The organism is Natrialbaceae archaeon AArc-T1-2, from assembly GCF_030273315.1.
Lineage (GTDB): Archaea > Halobacteriota > Halobacteria > Halobacteriales > Natrialbaceae > Tc-Br11-E2g1.
This window is the reverse complement of the sequence record NZ_CP127174.1, coordinates 2,070,596-2,097,326: the sequence shown is the minus strand read 5'-3', so window position 1 is coordinate 2,097,326 and position 26,731 is coordinate 2,070,596. Positions and strand designations below refer to the sequence as shown.

At 64.1% G+C, this 26,731-nt stretch carries 24 protein-coding genes; 21 read left to right on the top strand and 3 right to left on the bottom strand.

Going from position 1 to position 26,731, the window contains the following annotated elements:
- Positions 1-32: 32 nt before the first annotated feature.
- The 19 genes from QQ977_RS10755 to QQ977_RS10665 all read left to right on the top strand — a co-directional run bounded on the left by QQ977_RS10755 (position 33) and on the right by QQ977_RS10665 (position 21,954).
- Entirely contained in the window at positions 33-440 is a 408-nt protein-coding gene (locus QQ977_RS10755) for an NADH-quinone oxidoreductase subunit A (protein WP_285925752.1), read from the top strand.
- A complete protein-coding gene (locus tag QQ977_RS10750; RefSeq protein ID WP_285925751.1) occupies positions 437-1,141 on the top strand; it encodes an NADH-quinone oxidoreductase subunit B in 705 nt (234 codons plus the stop codon). Before QQ977_RS10755 ends, QQ977_RS10750 begins: the two co-directional genes overlap by 4 nt.
- A complete protein-coding gene (locus tag QQ977_RS10745; RefSeq protein WP_285925750.1) occupies positions 1,138-2,793 on the top strand; it encodes an NADH-quinone oxidoreductase subunit D in 1,656 nt (551 codons plus the stop codon). Before QQ977_RS10750 ends, QQ977_RS10745 begins: the two co-directional genes overlap by 4 nt.
- Positions 2,793-3,857: a complex I subunit 1/NuoH family protein gene (locus tag QQ977_RS10740; protein WP_285925749.1), complete on the top strand. Its 1,065-nt coding sequence runs from the start codon at positions 2,793-2,795 to the stop codon at positions 3,855-3,857. The genes QQ977_RS10745 and QQ977_RS10740 overlap by 1 nt, the downstream gene beginning before the upstream one ends.
- A 1-nt stretch (position 3,858) precedes the next feature.
- Complete coding sequence (locus tag QQ977_RS10735; RefSeq protein WP_285925748.1) at positions 3,859-4,320, top strand: NuoI/complex I 23 kDa subunit family protein; 462 nt, start codon at positions 3,859-3,861, stop codon at positions 4,318-4,320.
- A gap of 57 nt (positions 4,321-4,377) precedes the next feature.
- Positions 4,378-4,641 (top strand): NADH-quinone oxidoreductase subunit J, encoded by a 264-nt coding sequence (locus QQ977_RS10730; RefSeq protein ID WP_285925747.1) that lies wholly within the window; start codon positions 4,378-4,380, stop codon positions 4,639-4,641.
- Positions 4,638-5,084 (top strand): hypothetical protein, encoded by a 447-nt coding sequence (locus QQ977_RS10725; protein ID WP_285925746.1) that lies wholly within the window; start codon positions 4,638-4,640, stop codon positions 5,082-5,084. The genes QQ977_RS10730 and QQ977_RS10725 overlap by 4 nt, the downstream gene beginning before the upstream one ends.
- The gene (gene nuoK, locus QQ977_RS10720) at positions 5,081-5,386 is read left to right on the top strand and encodes an NADH-quinone oxidoreductase subunit NuoK (RefSeq protein ID WP_285925745.1); all 306 of its coding nucleotides are present in this window, start codon (positions 5,081-5,083) and stop codon (positions 5,384-5,386) included. Before QQ977_RS10725 ends, nuoK begins: the two co-directional genes overlap by 4 nt.
- Before the next feature lies 1 nt (position 5,387).
- Positions 5,388-7,427, top strand: coding sequence for an NADH-quinone oxidoreductase subunit L (gene nuoL / locus QQ977_RS10715; protein WP_285925744.1), 2,040 nt, complete (start codon positions 5,388-5,390; stop codon positions 7,425-7,427).
- The gene (locus QQ977_RS10710) at positions 7,424-8,950 is read left to right on the top strand and encodes a complex I subunit 4 family protein (RefSeq protein ID WP_285925743.1); all 1,527 of its coding nucleotides are present in this window, start codon (positions 7,424-7,426) and stop codon (positions 8,948-8,950) included. The genes nuoL and QQ977_RS10710 overlap by 4 nt, the downstream gene beginning before the upstream one ends.
- Positions 8,950-10,467: an NADH-quinone oxidoreductase subunit N gene (locus QQ977_RS10705; protein WP_285925742.1), complete on the top strand. Its 1,518-nt coding sequence runs from the start codon at positions 8,950-8,952 to the stop codon at positions 10,465-10,467. Before QQ977_RS10710 ends, QQ977_RS10705 begins: the two co-directional genes overlap by 1 nt.
- A 41-nt stretch (positions 10,468-10,508) precedes the next feature.
- On the top strand, positions 10,509-12,005 hold the full coding sequence (locus tag QQ977_RS10700; RefSeq protein ID WP_285925741.1) for a DHH family phosphoesterase: 1,497 nt from the start codon (positions 10,509-10,511) through the stop codon (positions 12,003-12,005).
- 36 nt (positions 12,006-12,041) lie between these two features.
- Complete coding sequence (locus tag QQ977_RS10695) at positions 12,042-12,848, top strand: CBS domain-containing ParB/RepB/Spo0J family partition protein (RefSeq protein ID WP_285925740.1); 807 nt, start codon at positions 12,042-12,044, stop codon at positions 12,846-12,848.
- 94 nt (positions 12,849-12,942) lie between these two features.
- Positions 12,943-13,683 (top strand): NAD(P)-binding oxidoreductase, encoded by a 741-nt coding sequence (locus tag QQ977_RS10690; RefSeq protein ID WP_285925739.1) that lies wholly within the window; start codon positions 12,943-12,945, stop codon positions 13,681-13,683.
- 73 nt (positions 13,684-13,756) lie between these two features.
- The gene (locus tag QQ977_RS10685) at positions 13,757-14,224 is read left to right on the top strand and encodes a DoxX family protein (RefSeq protein ID WP_285925738.1); all 468 of its coding nucleotides are present in this window, start codon (positions 13,757-13,759) and stop codon (positions 14,222-14,224) included.
- 146 nt (positions 14,225-14,370) lie between these two features.
- Complete coding sequence (locus QQ977_RS10680) at positions 14,371-16,818, top strand: heavy metal translocating P-type ATPase (RefSeq protein WP_285925737.1); 2,448 nt, start codon at positions 14,371-14,373, stop codon at positions 16,816-16,818.
- Between the two features lie 112 nt (positions 16,819-16,930).
- Complete coding sequence (locus QQ977_RS10675; RefSeq protein WP_285925736.1) at positions 16,931-18,634, top strand: methylmalonyl-CoA mutase family protein; 1,704 nt, start codon at positions 16,931-16,933, stop codon at positions 18,632-18,634.
- A gap of 206 nt (positions 18,635-18,840) precedes the next feature.
- Positions 18,841-20,826, top strand: coding sequence for an acetate--CoA ligase (acs, locus tag QQ977_RS10670; protein WP_285925735.1), 1,986 nt, complete (start codon positions 18,841-18,843; stop codon positions 20,824-20,826).
- Positions 20,827-20,940: 114 nt separating this feature from the next.
- Positions 20,941-21,954 carry a universal stress protein gene (locus tag QQ977_RS10665; protein ID WP_285925734.1) on the top strand — a complete coding sequence of 338 codons (1,014 nt, stop codon included), beginning with the start codon at positions 20,941-20,943 and terminating at the stop codon, positions 21,952-21,954.
- On the opposite strand, the gene QQ977_RS10660 is transcribed toward QQ977_RS10665, so the two are convergent.
- Entirely contained in the window at positions 21,955-23,019 is a 1,065-nt protein-coding gene (locus tag QQ977_RS10660; protein ID WP_285925733.1) for a polyprenyl synthetase family protein, read from the bottom strand.
- 114 nt (positions 23,020-23,133) lie between these two features.
- On the opposite strand from QQ977_RS10660, the gene QQ977_RS10655 reads away from it, so the two are divergent.
- Positions 23,134-23,388: an MTH865 family protein gene (locus QQ977_RS10655; RefSeq protein ID WP_285925732.1), complete on the top strand. Its 255-nt coding sequence runs from the start codon at positions 23,134-23,136 to the stop codon at positions 23,386-23,388.
- A 52-nt stretch (positions 23,389-23,440) separates the two neighbouring features.
- On the opposite strand, the gene QQ977_RS10650 is transcribed toward QQ977_RS10655, so the two are convergent.
- Both QQ977_RS10650 and QQ977_RS10645 read right to left on the bottom strand, forming a co-directional pair.
- Positions 23,441-24,106, bottom strand: coding sequence for a 2,5-diamino-6-(ribosylamino)-4(3H)-pyrimidinone 5'-phosphate reductase (locus QQ977_RS10650; protein ID WP_285925731.1), 666 nt, complete (start codon positions 24,104-24,106; stop codon positions 23,441-23,443).
- A gap of 124 nt (positions 24,107-24,230) precedes the next feature.
- Complete coding sequence (locus QQ977_RS10645; protein WP_285925730.1) at positions 24,231-24,755, bottom strand: HTH domain-containing protein; 525 nt, start codon at positions 24,753-24,755, stop codon at positions 24,231-24,233.
- A 547-nt stretch (positions 24,756-25,302) separates the two neighbouring features.
- Between QQ977_RS10645 and QQ977_RS10640 the strand changes: the two genes are divergently transcribed.
- Positions 25,303-26,676, top strand: a complete 1,374-nt coding sequence (locus QQ977_RS10640; RefSeq protein WP_285925729.1) for a D-aminoacyl-tRNA deacylase — start codon at positions 25,303-25,305, stop codon at positions 26,674-26,676.
- The last annotated feature ends 55 nt before the right edge of the window (positions 26,677-26,731 follow it).

Sequence of the window (26,731 nt, the reverse complement as noted above, 5' to 3'; positions counted from 1 at the left end):
GGGAGGATTGCCAACTTCGGGACGGTACAGAGATGAACGAATGGATAGCCGTCGGGGCGCTGGCGCTCGTGGGGCTTCTGATACCGCTCGGGATGATGGCGGTATCGTATCTCCTGCGGCCGAGTGTCCCCGAAACGAGTAAACGCGCCACCTACGAGAGCGGGGAGGTGCCGACCGGCGGGACGCGCATCCGCTTTAACATCCAGTATTACATGGTTGCACTTCTCTTCGTGGTCTTCGACATCGAGACCGTCCTGTTGTTTCCGTGGGCGGTCGTCTACGCGGATGCTGTCGAGGAAGTCGGACTCCTGTCTGCCCTCGGACCGATGTTGTTGTTCGTCGCCATCCTCGTCGTTGGGCTCGCGTGGGCGTGGCGCAACGGTGCAGTACAGTGGGCACAGAGCCCCCGTCAGGTCGATCTGGAGGCTGATAGACCATGAGTAACGAACCACGCCAGGACATCTACGACAGTACCGACCCTGGGACACAGACGCGAGACGCTCGCATCGGCGAGGGGCCCGACGACCGGTTCAACTCCAAACTTCGGGAGGCCTTCGGCTCGTCGCCGTTCATTCTCACCAAGTTCGACACGTTCATGAACTGGGTCCGGGGCAACTCGATGTTCATGCTGCAGTTCGGGATCGCCTGCTGCAGCATCGAAATGATTCACACGTACGCGATCAAACACGACCTGGACCGCTTCGGCGCGGGCGTGCCGCGTGCCTCGCCCCGACAGGCCGACGTGATGATCGTCCCCGGCACGATCGTCTCGAAGTTCGGACCGCGGATGAAACGCGTCTACGACCAGATGCCCGAACCCAAGTTCGTCGTCGGGATGGGATCGTGTACGATCTCCGGCGGCCCCTTCCAGAAAGGATACAACGTCGTCAAAGGCGCAGAGGAGATCATCCCGATCGACATCCACGTTCCCGGCTGTCCGCCGCGACCGGAGGCGCTCATCTACGGTGTCGCCAAACTGCAAGAGCGGGTCCGAAACGGCGAGTCCTCGCCTGTCGTCGTCAAACCTTACGAACTCGAGGAGTTCGGCGACCTACCCCAGGACGAACTGGTACAGAAACTTGCGGACGAGATCGACGAGGATGACCTCGTCATGCGGTACAACTGGGCTGATTCGCCATGAGCACGGAACTCGAGCGCAAGCGACAGGTCGAGACGACCGAGGACGAACTCGAGGCACTGCTCGGCGATCGCGCGCTCGCACGCGACGACCACCTGAACGCGCCAGGGTTCGTGATCCGTCCCGACACAGTCCAGGACGTTCTGTTCGACCTGCGAGACGAGGCGGGGTTCGATCATCTCTCGTGTGTCACCGCCCAGCAGTACGCCGATCGCTACGAGTCGATCTACCACCTCAAGAAGTACGCCGATCCGACCCAGGAGGTAAGCGTCGTCGTGCCGACGTCGGTCGACGATCCCAGAAGCGAGACGGGCGAACCGGTGTACCGATCGGCAGACTGGGCCGAACGAGAGGCCTACGACCTCGTCGGCATCGAGTACGAGGGTCATCCCGACCTCCGGCGAATCCTCCTGCCCGAGACCTGGCAGGGCCATCCCCTCTCGCTCGAGTACGATCAGGAAAAACCCCAGATCGTCACGCTGACCGAGCACGCGAATCCGATCCAACCCGACCACCACGACGCCGAGTCGGACACGATGTTTCTCAACATCGGTCCGCATCACCCGGCGACCCACGGCGTCCTCCACGTGAAGGCGACGCTCGACGGCGAGGCCATCGTCGACGTCGACCCCGACATCGGCTACCTGCACCGCTGTGAAGAACAGATGTGCCAGCAGGGCACCTACCGTCACCAGATCATGCCCTACCCCGATCGGTGGGACTACGTCTCGGCCGGGCTGTTGAACGAGTGGGCCTACGCCCGGGCCGCGGAGGATCTGGCTGACATCGACGTGCCCGAGTACGCCAAGATCATCCGGACGATGAGCGCCGAGCTGTGTCGGATCGCTTCGCACATGCTTGCGCTCGGGACGTTCGCACTCGACGTCTACGGCGACTTCACGGCGATCTTCCAGTATGCCTTCCGCGACCGCGAGGTCGTTCAGGACATCTTAGAGGATCTCACCGGCCAGCGGCTGATGTTCAACTACTTCCGGCTCGGTGGCGTCGCCTGGGACCTGCCAGAGCCACGCGAGGAGTTTTTCGAGAAAGTTCGTGACTTCCTCGACGACCTTCCCGCGAAAGTCACCGAGTACAACGACCTAGTCACCTCGAACGAGATCTTCCAGGTCCGGTGTGTCGACACCGGCATTCTCGAACCCGAGGTCGCCAAACAGTACGGCTGTACGGGCCCCGTTGCTCGCGGGTCGGGCGTCGACATCGATCTACGCCGTGACGATCCCTACGGCTACTACGAGAACTTGGCGTGGAACGTCGTCACCGAGGACGGGATGGACAACTACTCTCGCGTCCTCGTGCGCATGCAGGAAGTCGAAGAGAGTGCGAAGATCATCGAGCAGTGTCTCGACTTACTCGAGGAGTGGCCCGAAGACGACCGCGAGATCCAGGCGAACGTTCCCCGGACGCTCAAGCCCGACGCCGATACGGAGATCTACCGGGCCGTCGAGGCTGCGAAAGGCGAACTCGGAATCTACATGCGCGCCGACGGAACGGACAAACCGGCCCGCTTTAAGATCCGGAGTCCGTGTTTCCACAACCTCTCGGCACTCGAGGAGATGACCGAAGGCGAGTACATCCCGGACCTGATCGCCTCGCTGGGTAGTCTCGACATCGTCCTCGGGGAGGTGGATCGGTGATGGTCGGGCCACTGGAGACCTACCTGTTGCCCGAACGGATCGCCGACCTCACGGGACTCGGCGAGTACGGCGTCGCCGGCGAGCTGGTCGCCGCGTTCGTCGCCGCGTTCATCGTCGGCAACCTGATGCTCGCGATGACCGGCGTCGCCGGACCGTGGGCGAAACGGAAGATCACGGCCGCCTTTACCGACCGGATCGCGGTCAACCGTGTCGGCCCGTGGGGACTGTTCATCATCGTCGCCGACGCCGTCCGGTTGCTCGCGAAAGAGAACATCATCCCCGAAAACGCCGACCGGCCCGCCTTCGATCTCGCGCCGATCGTCGTCGCCGGCTCGGCGATGCTCGGCTTTGCCGTCATCCCGATGGGAAGTGGCGTCCACCTGGCAGACCCCGAAGTCGGACTGGCGTACGTCTTCGCCGTCGCCGGCATCGCGAGCATCGGACTGGTGATGGCCGGCTACGCCTCGGCGAACAAGTACTCGCTTTTGGGCGGGCTGCGTGCGGTCGCACAGAACGTCGCCTACGAGATCCCGCTCGTGGTGACGGGGATGTCGGTCGTCGTCTTCGCCGGCTCCTTACAGATGAGCACGATCGTCGAGGCTCAGGCCGAACCGCTGTTCACGATCGCCGGCGTGACGATCCCGGCGTGGTTCGCGATCGTCAACCCGTTCGCGTTCGTGTTGTTCCTGGCGGCGAACTTCGCCGAGGTCGGGCGCAACCCGTTCGATACACCCGAAGCGCCGACCGAGATCGTCGCTGGCTACCAGACCGAGTACTCCTCGGTGTACTTCGTGTTGATCTACCTCGGAGAGTTCTTACACATCTTCCTCGGCGGGGCGATCATCGCGACGATCTTCCTGGGCGGGCCGGCAGGTCCGGTGTTGCCGGGGATCGTCTGGTTCCTCATCAAGATCTGGGCGGTGTTCCTGCTCACCCAGTGGCTGCGCTCTGCGCTGCCGCGGGTGCGTGTCGACCAGCTCATCGAGATCGGCTGGAAGGGAATGCTCGTGTTGTCCTTTGCGAATCTCGTACTCACCGCCGTCATCGTTGGGGTGATAGCATAGCATGATCGGACTACTCAAATCGATGGCAACGACGATGAAACACGCGCTGGGCGGCTCGACGTTCACCGTCGAGTACCCGGACGAGGCACCTGAGGTCTCGCCGCGATTCCGGGGCGTCCACAAGTGGAGCCAAGAACGCTGTATCTGGTGTCGTCAGTGTGAGAACGTCTGTCCGAACGACACGATCCAGATCGTGATGGACGACAAGCGAAACGGCGAACAGTACAACCTCCACATCGGACAGTGTGTCTACTGTCGGCTCTGTGAGGAAGTCTGTCCGACCGACGCCATCCTGCTCACCCAGAACTTCGAGTTCACAGCCGACACCAAAGGCGAGTTCGTCTACAACAAAGAACAGCTGAAAGCGGTACCGTGGTACAAAGACATCGACCCACTCGAGTCACGCGAGCCCGACAGGGGCGCGTGGGTCGGCGAAGGCGAAGGGGAGGTCGACTACCAGTAAGCGGGCGGTCCGTCCCGTCTCGAAACGGACAACGGACATCCACGACAAACCAGAACAATGACATACGAGCTGATCGCGTTCGCGCTGTTCGCCGTCGTCACGCTGGGCAGCGCGATCGGCGTCGTCCTCTTGCAGGACCCGTGGCACTCGGCGCTCATGCTGGGTGTGACGCTGATGAGCGTCGCGGTCTACTACGTGATGCTGGCGGCGGAGTTCGTCGCCATGATGCAGATCCTCGTCTACGTGGGCGGGGTTCTCGTCCTCATCACGTTCGCCGTGATGCTCACGCAGCCGGATGAACCCGAGGTGGTACAGACATGACGACCGGACCGCGACTGCGACTCGAGGGGCTGGTGCCTGGCGTACTCGCCGTTGCCCTGTTCGCGATCACGGCCCTGATCGTCGTGAACACGCCGTTTGGCGGGGCCGATGCGATGCAGGGCTATCCCGACGGCATCTCGATTACGTCGGAGATCGGCTACGCCATGCTCGATCTGACGACGATGCAGTCGACCGAGGGCGCGATCGCCGACACCGAGCGGTTCCTGGTCGCGTTCTTGCTCGCAGCTATCGTGCTCGACGCTGCACTCGACGCCTCGCTCGTGCTCGCCAAACGCGAGGAGGAAGGCGAGACCGTGACGGCGCTTTCGAGTACGAGCGCCTCGAGCGAGTCCGGTGCGGGACAGCCGGCGACCGACGGCGGCGAGCCGACCGATACGCGACGGCAGGACAGTCACGACAGCGAGGGAGGTGAGCGCGCGTGAGCGTTCCCGTCGAGTACTACGTCCTGCTGTCGCTTGCCCTGTTCTGTATCGGGCTCTTTGGCATCCTGACGCGTCGAAACGCGCTGATGTTCCTGATGTCCGTCGAGCTCATGCTGAACGCGGCGAACATCAACCTGATCGCCTTCGCGTTCTATCACGGCAACCTCACGGGGCAGGTGTTCGCGCTGTTTACGATGGCGCTTGCCGCTGCCGAGGTCGCCGTCGGGCTCGGGATCATCCTGGTGTTGTACCGTAACTTCCGTGACGTCGATGTCACGGTTCCGTCGACGATGAGGTGGTAACATGACAGGTGCATTCGAATTCGCTCCGGCGATCGCGCTGTTCCCGCTCGTGGCGTTTGTCCTCGTGCTCGCGTTCGGGAAGTACATGCCGAAGAAAGGTGCACTCGCAGGGATCGTCGCGACGGCCGCGTCGCTTGCGCTCTCCGTCTGGGCGTTCGTCGCGGTCGCGGGCGGCGAGATCTACCACGAGACGCTGTACACGTGGGCGGTCGGCGATCCGGCGAGTGAAACCGGCGTCGAAGGCATCGAGTTCACGTTCGGTATCCTGCTCGATCCGCTCTCGACGCTGATGCTCGTGATCGTCTCGTTGATCGCCTTCCTCGTGCACGTGTTCAGCCTCGGCTACATGAACGCCGAGGGCGAGACCGGCCTGCCGCGGTACTACGCCGAACTCGGGCTCTTTACGTTCAGCATGCTCGCGTTCGTCTTCGCGGACAACCTGCTGATGGCGTTTATGTTCTTCGAACTCGTTGGTCTGTGTTCGTATCTCCTGATCGGCTTCTGGTTCCGTACGCGTAGCGCCCCGTCGGCAGCGAAGAAGGCCTTTTTGGTCACTCGTTTCGGTGACTACTTCTTCCTCGTCGGCGTCGTCGCCATCGCCGCGACGTTCGGCACGCTGCAGTTCGCCGGAGACGCGTCGTTCGTCGACGCGGCGGCCGACGCGATCGAGGCCGAACAAACCCTCTTTGGCTTCGACGCCGAGACCTGGGTGACGGTCACCGGCCTCCTGGTGCTGGGCGGCGTGATCGGCAAATCCGCACAGTTCCCGCTACACACCTGGCTGCCCGACGCGATGGAAGGTCCGACCACCGTCTCCGCGCTCATCCACGCGGCGACGATGGTCGCCGCAGGCGTCTACCTCGTCGCCCGGATGTTCGGCTACTACGCCCAGTCGACGACCGCGCTTGCGATCATCGCCTTCGTCGGCGGCTTCACCGCACTCTTTGCAGCGACGATGGGCGTCGTCAAAGACGACGTCAAGCAGGTGCTTGCCTACTCGACGATCAGCCAGTACGGCTACATGATGCTCGGACTCGGCGTCGGTGGCTACGTCGCCGGGGTCTTCCACCTGATGAATCACGCCTTCTTCAAGGCCTTGCTGTTCCTCGGTGCCGGGGCCGTCATCATCCTCATGCACCACGAACAGGACATGTGGAAGATGGGGGGCCTGAAGCAGAAAGCGCCCATCACCTACTACACCTTCCTCGCCGGTGCGCTCGCGCTCGCGGGGATCGTTCCCTTCTCGGGCTTCTGGTCGAAAGACGAGATCCTCTTCGACGCCCTGATCGTCGGCTTAGAGCATCCCCTGATCCTCGCGGCCTACGCGATGGGGCTGCTCGCCGTCTTCTTCACCGGCTTTTACACCTTCCGGATGGTGTTTCTGACCTTCCACGGTGAGCCCCGGTCCGAGGCGGCCGCGGATCCACACCCCGTCGGCTGGAGCGTCAAATTCCCGCTCGTGACACTCGGCGTGCTCGCACTCGTCGCCGGCGTCGCGAACCTCGCACCGGTGTACAAACTCACGGGCGCGGAGATCACCTACCTCGAGTTCTGGCTCGACGGCGAGTACGGCGCGGTCGAGGGGCTGACCTACACGGCCTACAGCGAGACGGCCGCCCTCGAGAGTGGCGTGATAGCCGGCTCCGAGACCGTCACGCTGCTCGTGGCTGCCGCGCTCGGTCTCGGGCTGGCAGTCGCCGGTGCGCTCGCCGCCTACGCGCTGTACAACGTTCCCGAACCGACCCGCCACACCGAGAAGCTAGGCGGCGTCTACGACCTCCTGCGGAACAACTACTACCAGGACGAGTACCAGGTCTGGCTCGCCCGTGACGTCTCCCTGCCGATCGCTCGCGGCGCTGATCGCTTCGATCAGGGTATCATCGACGGCGTCGTCGACGGCGTCTCGAGCGTGAGCCTGTTCGGGAGCGGCTGGATCAAGCGGATCCAGACCGGGGTCGTGACGAACTACGCGGCCCTGCTGGTGCTTGGCTTTCTGGCCTTGCTCGTCGTCCTCGGCGTTCACGGAGGGTGGTTCCTATGATGATCGAGACACTCATCGCGGCCACGTTAGTTGGCGCGCTCGTCACGTTCGTTGCACCGAATCGCATCGCAGGCAAACTCGCCTTCGCGATCAGTCTCGTTCCCGCGGCGCTGTCGCTGTGGCTGTTCGCAACGTTCGACGGTAGCGGAAACGCCTTGCTCGATGGTGACCTCGCCTTCGAGAGCCAACTCGAGTGGATCCAGCTCGGCGAGTACACGATCTCGTGGTTCGTCGGCCTCGACGGCATCTCCCTGCCGCTCGTCGTGTTGACGACGATCCTCACGACGCTTGCGATCGTCAGTTCCTGGACGCCGATCGACGAACGCGAGTCCCAGTTCTACGGGCTCGTGCTCTTCATCGAGGCGAACCTGATCGGCGTCTTCGCCGCGTTAGATTTCTTCCTGTGGTTCATCTTCTGGGAGGCCGTGTTGATCCCGATGTACCTGCTGATCGGTATCTGGGGCGGTCCGCGCCGGAAATACGCTGCCATCAAGTTCTTCGTCTACACGAACGTGGCCTCGCTCGTGATGTTTGGTGCCTTCGTCGCGCTCGTGTTCGGACTCGGCGACGCCGTCACGAGTTTTGCCCTGCCCGAGGTCGCGTCGGCGATGCTCACGGAAGGCCCCGGCGAGTTCGCCGGCATCGCGGGCTCGACGCTCGCATCGGTGGTCTTCGTCGCGATGTTCCTCGGCTTCGCGGTGAAGGTGCCCGTCGTTCCGTTCCACACCTGGCTACCCGACGCCCACGTCGAAGCTCCCACGCCCGCGTCGGTGTTGCTCGCGGGCGTCCTGTTGAAGATGGGAACCTACGCCCTGCTTCGGTTCAACTTCACGATGTTCCCGGAGCAAGTCGCCGCGTACTCGATCCCGATCGCCGCCATCGCAGTGGTAAGCGTCATCTACGGGGCCTTGCTCGCACTCGCCCAGACCGACCTCAAACGGATCGTCGCCTATTCGTCGGTTTCCTCGATGGGCTACGTCATCCTCGGACTGATCGCGTACACCCAGTACGGCGTCGGCGGCGCGACCTTCCAGATGGTCTCTCACGGCCTGATCTCCGGGCTGATGTTCATGGCCGTTGGGGTCATCTACAACGCGACTCACACGCGAATGGTCACCGACATGTCCGGACTGGCCGATCGGATGCCCGTCGCCGTCGGCGTCCTCGTCGCCGGTGCCTTCGGCTACATGGGACTGCCGCTTATGTCCGGGTTCGCCGCCGAGTACTTCATCTTCTTCGGAGCCTTCGGCTCCGAGTTGCTCGCGTACGCACCCCTGTTTACGGGGCTTGCAATGTTCGGTATCGTCGTCGTCGCCGGCTACCTGCTCTTTGCACTCCAGCGGACCGTCTTCGGCCCCTTCCAGCTCGAGACCGACTACGAGATCGGCCGTGCACCGCTTCACGACCTCGCACCGATGTTCGTCCTGCTCGGACTGATCATCGCACTCGGCGTTGCACCCGAGCTAATCTTCGAGATGATCAGAGACGCAGTCGACCCGATCCTTCAGGGAGGTGATAGCTGATGGACCCGATACAGCTGCCGGAGTGGACGGCGCTTTCCCCGGCGCTTGCGCTCGCGCTGACGGCGCTCGTCCTGTTCGTCTACGACAGTATCGATCCCCACTCGACTAACCGACCCGTCCTGGCAGGTATCGCGACTGCGGGCTCGCTCGTCTCGCTCGCCACCGCCGTCTGGTTCGTCGTCGCAGACGTCGGCAGGCCGCTGCCGGAGGGGCGTGGCGAGCTCCACCTCTTTGGCGACCCCGGACAACTCGTCGTCGACCAGCTGGCGCTTTACTTCATGATCGTCGTCGCGGTCGTCACCGTGATGGTCGCGGTCGCCAGCTACGATTACATGCGCGATCACACCTACCAGGCCGAGTACTACTCGCTCGTCTTACTCGCAGCGACCGGGATGTCGACGATGGCTGCCGCGAACAGCCTGGTGACGATCTTCATCGCGCTCGAACTCGCGAGTCTCCCCTCCTACGCGCTGGTCGCGATCCTGAAGGACAACCGCGGCAGCGTCGAGGCGGGGCTGAAGTACTTCCTGATCGGGGCGCTCTCGTCGGCGATTTTCGTCTACGGGATCTCGCTGGTCTACGGGGCGACCGGCCACCTCCAGCTCGAGGCGATCGCCGCCAACCTAGATCCCGACTTCGGCGGCTTGCTCGGACTCGGCGTGTTGATGATGATCGGTGGCTTCGCGTTCAAGACCGCGAGCGTCCCCTTCCACTTCTGGGCGCCAGAGGCTTACGAGGGTGCACCCGCGCCGATCGCGGCGTTTCTGTCCTCGGCCTCGAAGGCGGCCGGCTTCGTGATCGCCTTCCGCGTGTTCACGACGGCGCTACCGATCGAACCGCTTTCGGCGATGGGCGTCGACTGGACGCTCGCATTCGCGATCCTGGCGCTCGTGACGATGACCGTCGGCAACTTCGCCGCGGCGACCCAGGAGAACGTCAAACGGATGCTGGCGTACTCCTCGGTGGGCCACGCCGGCTACGTGCTGATCGGGCTGGCGGGCCTGACCGCCGACGGCGGCGAGTTCGTGATGGGTGCGGCGATGATGCACCTGCTCGTCTACGGCTTTATGAACACAGGTGCGTTCCTGTTCGTCGCGCTGGCGGAGTATTGGGGCGTCGGCCGCACCTTCGGGGACTACAACGGCCTCGCTTCCCAGGCGCCGGTCGCCTCGGCCGCGCTCGCGGTGTTCATGTTCAGTCTCGCCGGCGTGCCGCCGTTTGCCGGCTTCTGGAGCAAGTACTTCCTCTTCACCGGCGCGATCGGGGTCGGGTCGACCGCCATGCTCGTCCTCGCCGCCGCCTTGGTGGTAAACAGCGCGCTCTCGCTGTTTTACTACTCGCGGCTCGTCAAGGCAGTCTGGATCGAGGAGCCGGTACTGGGGAGAGACACACTCTCTCAGCCGACCGGTATCTACGCGGCGGTCGTCTTCGCCGCCGTGATGACCGTCCTGTTGTTGCCCGGCTTTGGCCCCGTCGTCGACCTCGCACTCGAGGCGGCTACGGCGGTGATCGCCTGACAGTTCGGTAGCTTTTACCGTTCCCGCTTGCAAGCGGCGATATGGTTTCCCGGCTCGTGCTCGGGTGCGGGACTGTCGGGCTCCGGATCGTCGAACGACTCGGGGATCGCGACGACGTGCTCGTCATCGCCGACGACTCGGACGTCGTCGGGCGGCTCCGAGACGAGAGCGTCCGGGCGCGACAGGACGACCCACGCGAGCGATCCGTTCTCGAGGCGATCGACGACCCCCGGTTCGTGCTCGTCGCTGGCGATCGCACCGACCACAACCGGACCACCCTCGAGACCGCACGCGAGGCGTTTCCAGAGGCGACGATCGTGGCGTATCTCGGCGGCAACCCCGACAGCGACGACGGGCAACGCATCGAGTCGCTGGCCGACCGAACCGTCGATCCGACCCGCGAGCTCGTCGATCACGCACTCGAGCGGACGACGAGTCCGGCCTCGGAGACCGCATTGGCGTTGCGCCGGCGGCTCGCCGTGATCGACGGCAGACTCGCCGTCGTAATGCACGACAACCCGGACCCCGACGCCATCGCGAGCGCCGTTGCACTCTGTGATCTCGCCGAGGCAGTCTCTCTCGAGGCCGACGCCTGTTACTTCGGGGAGATCTCCCACCAGGAAAACAGGGCGATGGTGAACCTGCTGGAACTCGAGCTTCGAAACCTCGAGCCCGACGACTCGCTCGAGGAGTACGCGGCGTTCGCGCTCGTCGATCACTCACGGCCGGGGATCAACGACGGTCTGCCGCCTGGGCTCGACGTCGAGATCGTCATCGACCATCATCCGCCTCGTGGACCCGTTCCGGCGACGTTCTGTGATCTGCGCGACGACGTCGGTGCGACGAGTACGCTCCTGACCGAGTACGTAAAGCAGTTCGGGATCGAGGTCGATCGACGGACCGCGACGGCGTTGCTCTATGGCATTCGGATCGACACGAACGACTTCACGCGGGAGACGACAGCGAGCGACTTCGAGGCGGCGGCGACCCTGCTTCCCCACGCCGACGTCGACGTGTTACGGCAGGTCGAGGCCCCGACGGTCGGGGGAGAGACGTTCGATGCGATCGCCAGAGCGATCAAGAATCGGACCCGACGCGGGTCGATCGTCACCGCCAGCGCGAGACGCATCCCGAGTCGCGACGTGTTACCCCAGGCGGCAGACCGGCTGCTCGCCATGGACGGCGTCGATACGACGCTCGTGTTCGGGTTTCGCGACGAGATGGTGTACGTGTCGGCCCGGTCGCGTGCTGGCGACGTCGATCTCGGCGAGACCCTCCGCGACGCGTTCGACCGGATCGGAAGTGCCGGCGGCCACTCGGACATGGCGGGTGCACAGCTCGAGGTCGGCATCCTGGGCGAAGTCGACGACGAAGCACAGGTGGATTCGATCAAAGACGTCGTCGAGGAGGTGATCACCGACCGGTTCTTCGAGGCGGTCGACTCCCAGCCGGGAACGCCCATCGGCGCGTATCGACAGACGAGCGAGTGGCTGTTCGAACACGACGGTGACGAGGACGAAAGCGACGTCGAAACGTAGCCGAGGGTTTTTCGCCGTGGTCGGGCTAGATCACGTATGCAACAGGCGTCGGACGGGAGCAAACCGAAGGTAAAGGAGTACATGACCCAGGACGTGGCGACGGTCTCTCCCGACGCGACCGTCGGCGACGTCGCGAGCCGAATCGCCGAGAGTGACGACCACAGCGGCTATCCCGTCTGTGACCGCCGTCGCGTCGAGGGCTTTATCAGCGCGACAGATCTGTTGCTCGCCGACGACGACGAGCCGATATTCAAGGCGATGACGACGGACCTGATCGTCGCCCACCCGGAGATGAAAATCACCGATGCAGCACGGGTGATCCTCCGATCCGGCATCCAGAAGCTGCCGGTCGTCGACGACGCCGGAAACCTGGTCGGGATCATCTCGAACGCGGACGTCATCCGCAGCCAGATCGAGCGTGCGACTCCCGAGAAGGTCCTCAAGCTGATGCAGACACTCGAGAACATCCACGACGTCGAGTTACGTCAGGACCGCCGGACCGTCCCGCTCTCGACCCTCGTGCCGACTCAAAGCCGGGTGTACGCCGACGAGCTCGAGGGTCGCAAGTACGAACTCGAACACGGTCTCGCGGAGCCACTCGTCGTCATCGAAAACGGCGACACGCTGTTGCTCGCCGACGGCCACCACCGGGTGCTTGCAGCCGACCGGCTCGGAATCGACGAGATGGACGCTTACGTGATCGTCGTCGACCGCGAGATCGAACTCGGGATGGCCCAGACTGCCGAGACCGAAGAACTCGAAAGCATCGACGACATCGAGGTCGTCGACTACGCTCGCCACCCGCTGGTCGAGACGACCGAACGGCTCCAGTCCGAAGAATGACTTCGGCGACACGACGTGACGTGTTCTCGGACGCGAGAGTCAGATCCGTGGACGGCTAGGGAGGATTATACCGCCGCATGCGGTATAGTGACGTATGTCAACAGCCAGCGACCGGGTGCTGGTTGCGGGAGCCAGCGGCGACACTGGCCGGGAGTTACTTACCGTCCTGGGGCCGTCGGAGCTGACAGTCAGGGCGACGACCCGGTCACGAACGCGAACCGACGCGCTCGAGCGACTCGGAGCCGACGAGGTCGTCGTGGTCGATTTCTTCGAGCCTGCCGACGCCGTCCGGGCCGTCAAGGGCTGTGACGTCGTCCTGTGTGCACTCGGGACGCCGCCCGGACCGCGTCACGTACTCGGCGGGAAACTCGTCGATCGAACCGGCGTGACAAACCTCGTGACGGCCGCCGTCGGGGCGGACGTCGATCACGTCGTCTACGAGAGCGCAATCGGCGTCGGAAGTTCGCGGGAACGGCTCCCCCGTCCCGGTCGTCTGCTCATCCGGGCGACGCTCCGGGCGAAAGAAGACGCCGAGACGGCGATTCGTCGATCCGGTCTCGGATACACGATCGTCCGTCCCGGCAAGCTGACCAACGAGCCGCCACGCGGCGACGTTCTCGTCGGCGAGGGTGGCGATACGCTGTACGGCACGATTCCACGAGCCGACGTCGCACGCGTGATGGCGGCTGCACCGTTTACGCCGGAGGCGCGAAACCGGACGTTCGAGATTGCAAGCCGGGGTGGACTCCGCGACACGCCGCGAAACCTCGTGAACGTCGCCTGGGACGACGACCGGTTCGGCATCGAGCCGCGACGCGACCGACCGCATCCCTGACGCGAGCGGTCGTCCTCGAGTCGTCGGCCCGTAGAACTTTCACTCACGACTCACACGATACCGTACGATCCGCATGGCGTCTGAACTCGTCTCGAAACACGTGAAACGATACCAGCAGCACTTCGAGAAGGCCGATACGACGATCGCGACGTGGATGGAACGGTGGGGAATCCCGACGTTACGAGCGGCGGTCGCCGTCGTGTTCATCTGGTTCGGCGCGCTCAAGGTGTTCGCCGTCTCACCAGCTGCTGACCTCGTCGCGGCGACCGTATACCTGGTTCCACCGGACCTGTTCGTCCCTATCCTCGGTGTCTGGGAGGTGCTGATCGGACTGTGTCTGTTGTACCGACCGCTCACCCGAGTCGGGGTGTTCCTGCTGTTTATGCAACTCCCGGGCACGTTCTTGCCGCTCGTCCTCCTTCCCGACGTGGTATACGTTACGTTTCCGTACGCTCTCACGGTCGAGGGGCAGTACATCATCAAGAACCTCGTCATCATCGGCGCTGGGCTCGTGATCGGTGGCACTGTCAGAAATGAATAACCGCGTGTGCGTGACCAAAGTCGCCGGATGCCGTCGCGGCCGCCAGCGTGACGTTTATCGTACTCGGAACCCTCCGGCTCAAACGAACCCGTGTCCGCTGAGGTGTACCGACGGCCTGACCGCCAGCAGTCGCGTGTCAACCGCCCATGAGCGACGACGGCTGTACGCTCTGTGAGCTGCCGCTCTCTGCGCGGGCCGTCGAGAACGACGACGGCGATCGGTTCTGCTGTACTGGCTGTCGGGAGGTGTACGACACGCTCGCCGAGCGAGACGGCGTCGACGCCGACGACGTCTCCCTCGAGGAAGCGAGCGACGCCCTCGAGGAGACCGGCGTCGAGAGACCCGACGGCTGTGAGACGACGTTTCTACGCGTCGACGGAATGCACTGTCCAAGCTGTGAAGTGTTCATCGAGTCGGCCGCGGATGGCGACGGCGTTGCACAGGCGCAGGCGAGTTACATCACCGACACCGTTCGCGTCGATCACGATCCTGACGAAGTCGACGAGGCCGACCTCCTCGAGGAGCTAAGCGGACTGGGATATCGGGCGTACCACCGCGACGATCCGCTCGCGGAGCAGCGATCCGAAAACCGCACTCTCGGGCGGATCATCGCCGGCATCCTCTTCGGGATGGTGGTGATGTTTCAGTATCTCACGGTCATCTATCCGACGTACTTCGGCGGGCTGTTCTACGACGAGCGGACGGCGCAGTTTCTCTCGGAGTCACTCGCCAGCCCGTCGGGGAACTACTACTTCCTCGTCATCGCCGTCCCGACGACGCTCGTGTTGTTGATCACGGGCGGGCCGATCCTGAAAGGGGCGTACGTCAGCCTCCGGACGAGATCCCCGAACATGGACCTGCTCATCTCGATCGCGGCGCTGTCGGCGTACGCCTACAGCATCGTCGTGATCCTCGTCGGCGGCACCCACATCTACTTCGACGTCTCCGTCGCGATCGTCGTCGTCGTCACGGTCGGCAACTACTACAAGAGCACAGTCAAGCGAGAGGCGATGGAGCGACTCTCGGATCTCACCGCCTCGCGGGTCGAGGAGGCCCGGCTGTACGCGCCGGACGGCTCGACCGAAACCGTCGACGTCGACGACCTCGCAGCCGGCGACGAGGTGCTCGTCCGGGACGGCGAACGGATCCCGGTCGACGGCGTCGTCGCGGACGGCGAGGCCACGGTCGACGAGGCGGTCGTCACCGGCGAATCGCTGCCAGTGAGCAAACAGCCGGACGACGAGGTGATCGGCGGGGCCGTCGTCCAGGACGGCTCGCTCGTCGTCGCAGTCGGCGAGGACGCAGGCAGCAGCCTCGAGCGCATCACCGACCTCGTCTGGAACCTCCAGAGTTCGAACCACGGCATCCAACAGCTCGCGGACAAGCTCGCGACGATCTTCGTTCCACTCGTCTTGACGCTTGCAACCGTCGTCACCCTGCTGTACCTGCTGTTAGGCGGCGACGTCGGCACCGCCTTACTGGTGGGTCTGACCGTGTTGATCGTCTCCTGTCCCTGTTCGGTCGGACTGGCGACGCCGCTTGCGATCGCCTCGGGCGTCCGCGAATCGCTCGAACGCGGCATCGTCGTCTTCGACGAGACGGTCTTCGAACGACTTCGCGAAGTCGACACCGTCATCCTCGACAAGACGGGGACGATCACGACCGGCGAGATGACCGTCGCCGACGCGAGCGGGCCGACGGCGCTGTTCGAGCAGGCGGCGTTGCTCGAGCGTCGCTCTTCTCACCCGATCGCGACGGCGATCGCAGCGGAGTTCGCCGGAAACGACGACGCCCGGGCTGACGGCGGCGTGATCAATTCGGCCACCGACGACGAGGACGACACATCCGACAGGCGGGTCTCCGAGTTCCGGAGCCACGCAAACGGCGTCGGCGGCGTCGTCGACGGCACCGAAGTGCTGGTCGGCCACCCCGACCTGTTCGACGAGCGGGGCTGGACGCTCCCGGACGAGATCGTGGTCGACGTCGACGAGAACCGCGGCTTCGGACGGATTCCAGTCGTCGTCGGCCGTGATGGAACCGCAGAAGGCGTCGTAGTCGTCGGCGACGAGCCCCGCGAGGGGTGGTCGGAGGCGATCGACCGCTTCGCCGACCGCAACCTCGAGGTCGTCTTGCTCACCGGCGACGACCAGCGGGCGGCCGCGTTCTTCGAGGATCACCCCGGCGTCGATCACGTTTTCGCCGACGTCCCGCCGGAAGGAAAGGCCGAGACGGTCGCCCGCTTCGGCGCGACGGGCGGCACCGTCATGGTCGGCGACGGAACCAACGACGCCCCCGCGCTCGCACGGGCGGATCTGGGCATCGCGATGGGCAGCGGTACGGCGCTTGCCGCCGACGCCGCCGACGTCGCCATCGTCGACGACGACCTCGAGACGATCGAGACGATCTTCGAACTCTCCGAGGCCGCCGGCAGGCGCGTCAAACAGAACATCGGCTGGGCCTTCTTCTACAACGGCGTCGCGATCCCGCTCGCGATCACCGGCCTGTTGAACCCGCTGTTTGCGGCGATCGCGATGGTCTCGAGCAGCTTACTCGTCGTGGCGAACTCCTCGCGTGAGCTGTTCCCCGAGGAGTGATACGGATCGCTGTAGGTCATTCGAAGACACCCGATGACGGCTACGCCGGTACTCCATGTCTCGTGCTAGCTTGTACCAAACCCTTAATGATCTCTCCGGCGAAGGATCGGCCATGTACGACGACGAGGAGCTTCGGGACATCCGCGGCGCGCGAAGTGAGTGGGAAGAGCGGACGCTCGAGTCCGTCCTCGAGACCCACGGGGAGCGCCAGGACCGGTTCGCGACCGTCTCGAACCTCGAGGTCGACCGCCTCTATACGCCCACAGACGTCGCCGACCTCGATTACCTCGAGGATCTCGGATTTCCGGGCGAGGAACCCTACACCCGCGGACCGTACCCGACGATGTACCGGGGGCGGACGTGGACGATGCGCCAGTTCGCCGGCTTTGGGACGGCAGAGGAGACCAACGACCGGTTTCACTACCTGATCGAACAGGGCCAGACGGGATTGTCGACGGCCTTTGACATGCCGTCGTTGATGGGACTCGACTCGGACGATCCGATGAGCGAGGGCGAAGTCGGCAAGGAGGGCGTCGCCGTCGACACGCTTCGGGATATGGAGATTCTCTTCGACGGGATCGACCTCGGGGAGGTCTCGACCTCGTTTACGATCAACCCCTCTGCGCCGGTGATCTACGCGATGTACGTCGCCCTGGCCGACCAGCAAGGCGTCCCGCGCGAGGAGATTCGGGGAACCCTCCAGAACGACATGTTCAAGGAGTTCATCGCACAGAAAGAGTGGGTCATCCCGCCAGAACCCTCGCTGAAACTCGTCACCGACGTCGTCGAGTTCAGCACCGAGGAAACGCCAACGTTCCATCCGGTTTCTGTCTCCGGCTACCACATCCGCGAGGCCGGCTCGACGGCGGTTCAGGAACTCGCATTTACCCTCGCCGACGGCTTCGGCTACGTCGAAGATGCGATAGATCGCGGCCTCGAGGTCGACGCGTTCGCTCCCCGGCTGTCATTTTTCTTTAACTGTCACAACTCCTTTTTCGAAGAGATCGCGAAGTTCCGTGCCGCCCGGCGCATCTACGCCCGCGTAATGGACGAGTGGTACGACGCCCAGCGAGCTGAATCCAAACGACTGAAGTTTCACACCCAGACCGCCGGCCAGTCGCTGACGGCCCAGCAGCCGCTCAACAACGTCGCCCGGGTGACGGTCCAGGCCCTCGCGGGCGTCCTCGGCGGCACCCAGAGCGTACACACCAACAGCTTCGACGAGGCGCTCGCGTTGCCGGGCGAGAAGGCCGTCCGCGTGGCGCTTCGCACCCAGCAGATCATCGCCGAGGAGTCGGGTGCCGCAGACATCGTCGATCCCCTCGGCGGCTCGTTCGCAGTGGAAGCACTCACCGACGAGATCGAAGAGCGGACGATGACCTACATCGAGGAGATCCGTGACATGGGCGACGGGTCGGTGCGCGACGGCGTCCTCGCTGGGATCGACGAGGGCTACTTCCTCCGGGAGATCCAGGAGGCTTCCTACGAGTACCAGGAACGGGTCGAACGCGACGAGGAGGTCGTCGTCGGCGTCAACGAGTACACGATCGAGGAAGATACGAGCCCCGACATCCTTCAGGTCGACGAGGAGACGACTACGGAACACCAACTCGAGCGTCTAGAGCGCGTGAAAGCCGACCGCGACGACGATGACGTCGAAGCGGCTCTCGAAGATCTGTGCGGGGCGATCGACCGCGACGAGAACACGATGCCCTACGTCGTCGACGCCGTCAAGGCCTACGCGACGATGGGCGAGATCATGGGCGTTTTCGAAGCGGAGTACGGCGCCTACAGCGAACGGATCGGGATCGCGTGAGCCGCGGATACGTCGATTACCCACATCACGGACTAACCGACCATCTCCGGTGGCCGTCGATATCGATATCGGGTATCGTCGACTTACCCGCCTTTCCGGGCGACATATAACTCGAGAGTAACAGTTGTGATATGGTAAAAACCAGCATACTGAGCGGTGGTTATGGGAACACTTATCCTGAGTTAGTAACAATGCTGGCGATGACCATGGGAGACGAAACCGAGGAGTCCGACGTCGAGCTCGAGGCGCGACTCGAAGAACGGGAGACGTTCGAGCCGCCGGCGGAGTTCGTCGAGCAGGCCAACGTCACCGACGAGTCGATCTACGAGCAGTTCGAACAGGAGTGGCCGGAGTGTTGGGAGCGTGCGGCCGACTTCCTCGAGTGGGAACAGGCGTACGACGAGGTACTCGTCGAGGACGACGCGCCCACCTACCAGTGGTTTACGGGGGGGAAGCTCAACGCCTCGTACAACTGTCTGGACCGTCACGTCGAAGACGGCCGCGGCGACGCCGTCGCCATCGAGTGGGAGGGCGAACTCGGCGAGCAGCGCACCTACACCTACGCGGAACTGCTCGCGGAGGTCAACGAGTTCGCCGCGGCACTGCGTGAACTGGGCGTCGAAGAGGACGACGTCGTCACGATGTACATGCCGATGGTTCCCGAGTTGCCGATCGCGATGCTCGCCTGTGCTCGCATCGGTGCACCCCACTCGGTGGTGTTCGCCGGCTTCTCCGCGGACGCACTCGCAACGCGGATGAACTCGTCCGACAGCGAGTACCTCGTCACCTGTGACGGCTACTACCGTCGCGGCGACGCCCTCGAGCACCTCTCGAAGGCCAACGAGGGACTCACAGACGTCGAGCACGAAACCTCGACGGTCGTCGTCGACCGCCTCGGCGACGACGTAGAGCACGACCTCGGGGCCGACCAGTACGACTACGACGAACTCGTCGCCGCCCACGAAGGCGAGACCGTCGAGCCCGTCACCCGCGACGCCGAGGACATGCTGTTCCTCATGTACACCTCGGGGACGACCGGCAAACCCAAGGGCGTGAAACACACCACCGCGGGCTATCTCGCCTATACGGCCTGGACGAGCCACGCGGTGCTCGATTTAGAGCCCGAGGACACCTACTGGTGTTCGGCCGACATCGGCTGGATCACCGGCCATTCGTACATCGTCTACGGGCCACTGGCGCTTGGAACGACGACGGTGATGTACGAGGGCACGCCGGATTATCCGGACAAGGATCGGTTCTGGGAGATCGTCGACGACTACGACGTCGACGTCTTCTACACCGCACCGACGGCGGTCCGCGCGTTCATGAAGTGGGGTGCGGAGTACCCCGAAAAGCACGACCTCTCCTCGCTGCGCCTGCTCGGCACCGTCGGCGAACCGATCAACCCCCGGGCCTGGAAGTGGTACTACAAACACATCGGCGACGAACAGTGTCCGATCGTCGACACCTGGTGGCAGACCGAAACCGGCGGCCACATCATCACGACGCTGCCCGGCGTCTGTGACATGAAACCCGGCGCCGCCGGTCCCGGCCTCCCCGGCATCGACGTCCGCGTCGTCGACGCCGCCGGCGAGGAGGTCGACGCCGGCGAGGCCGGCTACCTCTCCATCGACAAGCCCTGGCCCAGCATGCTCCGGACGCTGTATCGCAACGACGAACGCTTCATCGAGGAGTACTGGACCGAGTACTCAGATCCCGAGGCCGACGAGTGGGTCTACTTCCCCGAAGACGGCGCCAAAATCGACGACGACGGCTACATCACCGTGCTGGGCCGCGTCGACGACGTCATCAACGTCTCCGGCCACCGGCTCGGCACGATGGAAGTCGAGAGCGCGATCGTCGGCACCCAAGGCGTCGCCGAAGCCGCCGTCGTCGGCGGCGACCACGAGATCAAAGGCGAGGCGGTCTACGCCTACGTGATCCTCGAGGACGGCTACGAAGGCGGCGACGAGCTCGAAGACGAGATCGTCGACAACGTCGTCGACGCGATCGGACCGATCGCCAAACCCGAAGAGGTCGTCTTCACACCCGAACTGCCGAAGACGCGCTCGGGCAAGATCATGCGCCGACTGCTCGAGGACATCGCAAGCGGCAACGAGTTAGGTAACACCTCGACGCTTCGCAACCCCGAGGTCGTCGAGGACATCCAACAGCAGGTCCAGGGCGACTGATTTTCCGCCAAGGTTTAACACAGCTGGATACTACGTTACGAGTATCCAATCGACGTGCCGTCCCCGGACGATGGCGAACGATGTCCGGACGGTATCGCTAAAGGAGACTGAGACATGGCTGACGTCGAGACAGTCCTCGAGACCGGGGTTCGAGACGCCGAGGAGTACCGACTGCTCGTCGCGGTGAGCAACCCCGAGACCGTCGACCAGCTGTTGCGAACGGCACGAGATCTCGCGACGCTCAGGAACGGATCGATCCACGTCGTCAGCGTCGTCGACAAACCGTACCAGTCGCCGTTTCGGCTCTTCGACGACGAGACCATCCGCCGGGAGTACGCGAGCGAACACAGCGCGATCATCGATCGGGCGATCGAGATCGGCGACGACGCCGACGTCGAGGTCACGGGTTCGGTGGTCGTCGCCCGACGAGCCGTCGACGGGATTCTCGAGACCGTCACCGACGTCGACGCCGACGAACTGCTCGTCGGCTGGCACCAGTCGACGCGACCGACCGAGACGGTGCTGGGAACGACCGTCGACGCGCTCGTCGAACGGGCTCCGTGTGATCTGCTCGTCGAGCGCATCGGTGAGACGGCAGACGGCGTCGACAGCGTGCTGGTTCCGGTCGCAGACAGTACCCACGCCGAACTCGCTACACGGGTCGGATACGCGATCGCGGTCGCAAACGACGCTCGCGTGCTCGTGTTGTCGGTGGCGACGGACGACGCGGATCGGTCGCGGGCTCACGAAAACGTCCGGACGGTCACGGAGAAACTGACGAACGCGGCGATAGCGAGTGACATCTCCGGTACTGACGAGCGGGTAGACGGCGGCGACGTGGCAGACGCGGACGATCCGTCCCACGAACGCGTCGCGGAGCCGACGGTCGCTGGCGTCGATGGGACCGTACTCACCGACGAGGACGTGGTGGGGGCGATCGTCGACGAGGCCGAGCACCACGACGTCGTCGCCATGGGAGCGACACGGGGCGGTGCGCTTCGTCGCCGACTCGTCGGTTCGATCGCCCAGCAGGTCGCACGACGGAGCGATTGTACGTTACTTCTGGCCCGCCGGTGGACCAAGCCGTCGCGGCTGACCCAGCTGCTCGGACGATTCCGACGGTCGTGATCAGACCTCGCGTTCGACGACGAACTCGGTGAACTCCTCGAGTCGTCTCGTCGTCTCGGGATCGAGGTCGGCTTCCCGGACGTGCTCGCGCGCCTCGGCGGCGAGTTCGAGTGCCCGTTCGCGTGCGTACTCGATGCTGCCGGATTCCTCGAGTATCGAGAGCGCCTCGTGGATCTCTTCGTCGGTATTGGTTTCGGCGCCGAGGATCGCCTCGAGGCGTTCGGCCTCGGCAGGCGGACTCTCCTCGATGGCGTGGATGACGAGCAGCGTCTTCTTTCCTTCGCGGACGTCGTTGCCGAAGGCCTTGCCGAACTCGCCGGCGCGGCCGAGTGAGTTCTCCACGTCGAGGATGTCGTCACCGATCTGGAAGGCGACGGCGGTCAACTCGGCGTACGTGGCGACGTGTTCTTCGATCTCGGCTGGCTGGTCGGTGATGATCGCCGCGAGTCGGGCGACGATCCGACCTAAACAGCCGGTCTTGCAGGCACACATCTCCAGGTACTGTTCGCGGTCGATCCGCACCTCGCGTTCGTTGTGCCAGCAGATGTCCATCCCCTGTCCGAGGTGGGTCCGGTTGAGTTCGTGTGTCAGCATCTCGTAGGCCTCGAGTCGCGTCTCGGGAGACAACTCGCCGGGACCGTGCGTGAGCAGTTTCAGCGGCAGGAAATACATCGCGTTGCCGGCGTTGAGCGCGACGTCTTCGCCGTACTCGTGGTGTAACGCTGGTTCGCCCCGGCGCATCGACGCCTCGTCTTCGACGTCGTCGACGATGATCGTCCCGTTGTGCAAGATTTCGGGAATACAGGCGTACGGCAGGTACGCGTCGGGCTCTTCGCCGAAGGCCTCGACGAAGACGAGAAAGAGCACGGCCCGCCACCGTTTACCGCCGCGATCGAGCAAGTCCCAGATCGGATCGGCGAGTACGCGCTGGATTCCGTCCGGATCGTATTCGTAGGTCGGCTCGCCGAAAAACGACTCGAGGTACTCGTCGTCGATCTCCCGTGGGAGGAGATCGGCGATCGCGTCGTCTATCGCCGGCCGCCACTCGGCAAGCGTCTCCCGCATACTCGATACGGTGACACAGCGAGGTGAAAAAGATTCAGTTCCGCGTCTGAGAACTCACAATACGTTTCCCGTTGTTCCAGAATCCTTAACTCCGTGTCCATGCCACGGACGCACATGGCAGACGAAGAAGAACTGAGAACACAACTCACGGAGGCGTTCGAGGGGGCAGATTACCCCGTCACCAACCAGATGGACCTCGTACCGGCGCTGCCGGACGGACCAGGCACGACGTTCGAATCCGGCGACGTGAGTATGACTGCGATGGAACTCGGAACGCGACTCTCGAGTCACCAGGAGTTTCCCTACGAGGACGTCGACTCGCTGGTCGACGACGTGATCGAGGGGCTGAAAGCCGAAGGCGAGCTGTAACACGCGGAGGAACCGACTGTCGTCGCGGGTTTCGCGCTTCCCGAATCGGTCGTCAGGCTTCGATGTCCCAGTGGAGAACGACGCCGTCGTCGAGTTGCTCGAGCCCAGCGAGTTCGAGTTCGGGAAACTCCTCGAGGAACCCCTCGCCGTCGGCGAGGGTGGGTGCCTCGCTGCCACCGATGATCATCGGCCCGACGAACACCGAACACCGATCGACGAGGCCGGCTTCGAACAGCGAGAAGATGAGTTCGCCGCCGCCTTCGACCATGAGCCGTTCGAGGCCCTCTCGCTCGAGGGCGGCGAACGCCTGCGGGAGGTCGACGCGATCCTCGCCGGCGGTGACGAACTCGAGGCCGTCGCGGGCGAGTTCGGCCCGGCGCTTCCTGCGTGCGGCCTCACTGACGAGCAGATAGGTGCTCGCGGCGTCGTCGAGAACCTGGGCGTCGGCCGGCGTCCGGGCTCTCGAGTCGACGACGACGCGAGCCGGCTGGTCGGGCTCGCCGACCTCCCGTCGCCGCGTTCGACGGGCGGGATCGTCGAGTGTGAGGTGTGGATCGTCCGCGAGGACGGTGCCGACGCCGACGACGACGGCGTCGCTGTCGGCGCGCAGTCGGTCGACGCGATCGAAGTCCTCCGATCCGCTGATCGCGAGCTGTTCGCGGCGCTTCGAGGAGAGTTTGCCGTCCGCGCTCATCGCGGCGTTGACGACGACGTGCATATCCGTTCTCCGTGTTGCCGCCTAAAGAACGCGACGGCGGACCGACTGTGGATTCCGATTCGAGATCCCAAACGATGGTCGCGTCGTGACCACACGGTTCAGAACGAAACGTCGGACTCGCCGCTCAGGCCGAGGCCCACTCGCGGTCGGGACGGTCCAGGTCCTCGGACGACTCTCCCTGACCGAACGACGAGGGAAGAAGCTCCGTCGACCCGTCCTCGAGTGCACGCAGGCAGTCGTCGACGGTGTAGACGTCGTCACCGGACACGCAGGGTGCCACACACGCGAGGTCGTCTCCCTCGTAGACGGCGACGGTCACGATCGGGACGACGAGTTCGGTGGACGTCTCCGATACGATCAGAGAGTCGACCGTCCGACGTCTGAACGCCGGCTCGAGCGTGCAGCCGCGTCTGCGCGCCCACGCTCGAAAGCGTTCGACGGGGGCGGTGGCGTTCTCGGACTCGCACGCGTCGATCGTATCCAGAGTCGTCGTATTCCAGGTTTCGACCTCGAGGGTCGCGATCGCGTCGATTTCTGCGAGATGCTCCAGCCGCGAGATAGTCGTCTCTACGGCGTCGATAACGCAGGCCGACGGTCGATTCCGAACGCGAAGCTCGACTCGTCGGGTGGGGGCTGACGTGTCCGTCATACGTATTTAGACGGGAACGTGGCTGTTGTCCGTTCGTCGAACGTAATCGCGGGTCTCGCCCCCGGGCTGGAGACGGTGAAAAACGAGTCTGGTTTTCGGTGAGAGCGAGACGATGTCGTCCGGGAGTGGTACCCGACGTCGGTCTTCGAGTGCGTGCATACACTCCGTTGGCGCGAGTGCGACCAGTATTGGTATAGACCGCATACCGCTGGCAAACGACCGATTATCGTGGCGGATTCGACGCGTAACAAACTATTGTTGGAAAGCTGGTATTACCGGGACCAGTACCGGTGCCATCGATGCCATCAACAGTCCATTACTAAGACGATCCGTCTCGAGCCGTCTCAAACCGTCGAAAACGCCTTCGTTGTAGCTGTCCGAACGGTAATAGTCTTCACAATCGTATATTTTTATATGTTAGAGATTCGAACTGTGGTCGATAATATTGCATTTCAGTTCGATTCGGTGACGCATTCGATCGGGAACTGGAGACGGGACGTCGAACCAAAACGGAGCGTATTCAGGGACGGCCCGCTCACCGACCCATGTGATCGCAATCGTCGAAAGCCGCGCCGATAGCGCCTCAGAACACATCTGTACGCTCTTGCGCGAGCTCGTCGACTGGGAGCGACGCCGGGACGATACCCGCCCCGCCAGCGACGGTGGCGGCACCTGGTACCGAACCGAGGGTGCCGAACTCCGGTCGTTCGACGAGATTCACCTCGAGCTCGAACGACCAGCGGAAGCTTTCGACTGTGAGCCGGAGCTGCTCGTGTTCGCCTCCAGACACTCGGGCGAAACCGGCCCGTTGCTGACGGGCCATTTCACGGGCAACTTCGGCCCGGCCGAGTACGGCGGCGAAGACGGCACACTGGCGCGGACCTGTCCGAACGCGCTCGCAAGGCTACTCGAGGCCTTCGACGAGTACGCACCGGCAGGGTACGACGTCGGCATGGAGTGTACCCACCACGGCCCGACGGACGTCGGCGTTCCCTCGCTGTTCGCGGAGCTAGGGAGTGACCAGACCCAGTGGGACGACCCCGCCGGTGCCGAGGCCGTCGCCCGTGCCATTCTCGACCTGCGAGGCGTGTCCCCCCACCGCGAGCCGTTCGCAGACAGCACAGCTCCGACCTGTCGGGACGACGAATCAATCCCGCGACGACAGGTCGTCGGCTTCGGTGGCGGACACTACGTCCCGCGGTTCGAGCGTATCGTCCGCGAGACGTCGTGGGCCGTCGGCCACGTCGCCGCAGAGTGGGCCCTCGAAGCGATGGGCGATCCCGACGAGAGCCGCGACATCCTCGAGGCGGCGTTCGAGCGGAGCCGGACGGATCTCGCCGTCGTCGAGGGCGGCCGACCGGTCCTCGAGGACGTCCTCGAGGAGCTGGGGTATCGCGTCGTCGGCGAGACGTGGCTCCGGGAGGTCGGCGACCGGTCGCGATCGCTCGTCGAGACGGTCGAGGGTGAACTCGGAACCGTCTCGGATGGCGTCCGGTTCGGACGTGAGCGGACGACACCCGCTGCCGTCGTCTCGCTCCCGGACGAGCTGGTCGACGCGGCCGAGGGGATCGATCCCGACCGGGCGTGGAGTGCCGTCGCCGACCGGACCGTCGCGTTCGAGACCGAAAACGGCGGGAGCCGCGTCGGGGGGCGGGCCGCCGTAGCCGATGCCGATGCGCGCGAGGAGGTCGTCGAAGCGCTGGCGGACGTGCTCGAGGACGGCTACGACGCGGTTTCGATAACGGACGAGGCCGTCGTCGTCCGGGAGACAGCGTTCGACCCGGCGCTCGCGCGCGAGGCGGGCGTTCCAGAAGGGCCGAAGTTCGGCCGGCTGGCAGACGGCGAGTCGGTAATCGTCGACGGCGGCGAAATCGATCCGGAGGCAGTCCACGTCGAGCGAACGATACGGTTCCCGATATAACGTATCATACGCGAGTTAGGTACGGAATATATCGGTGCAGGAGGGGTTACTCCGG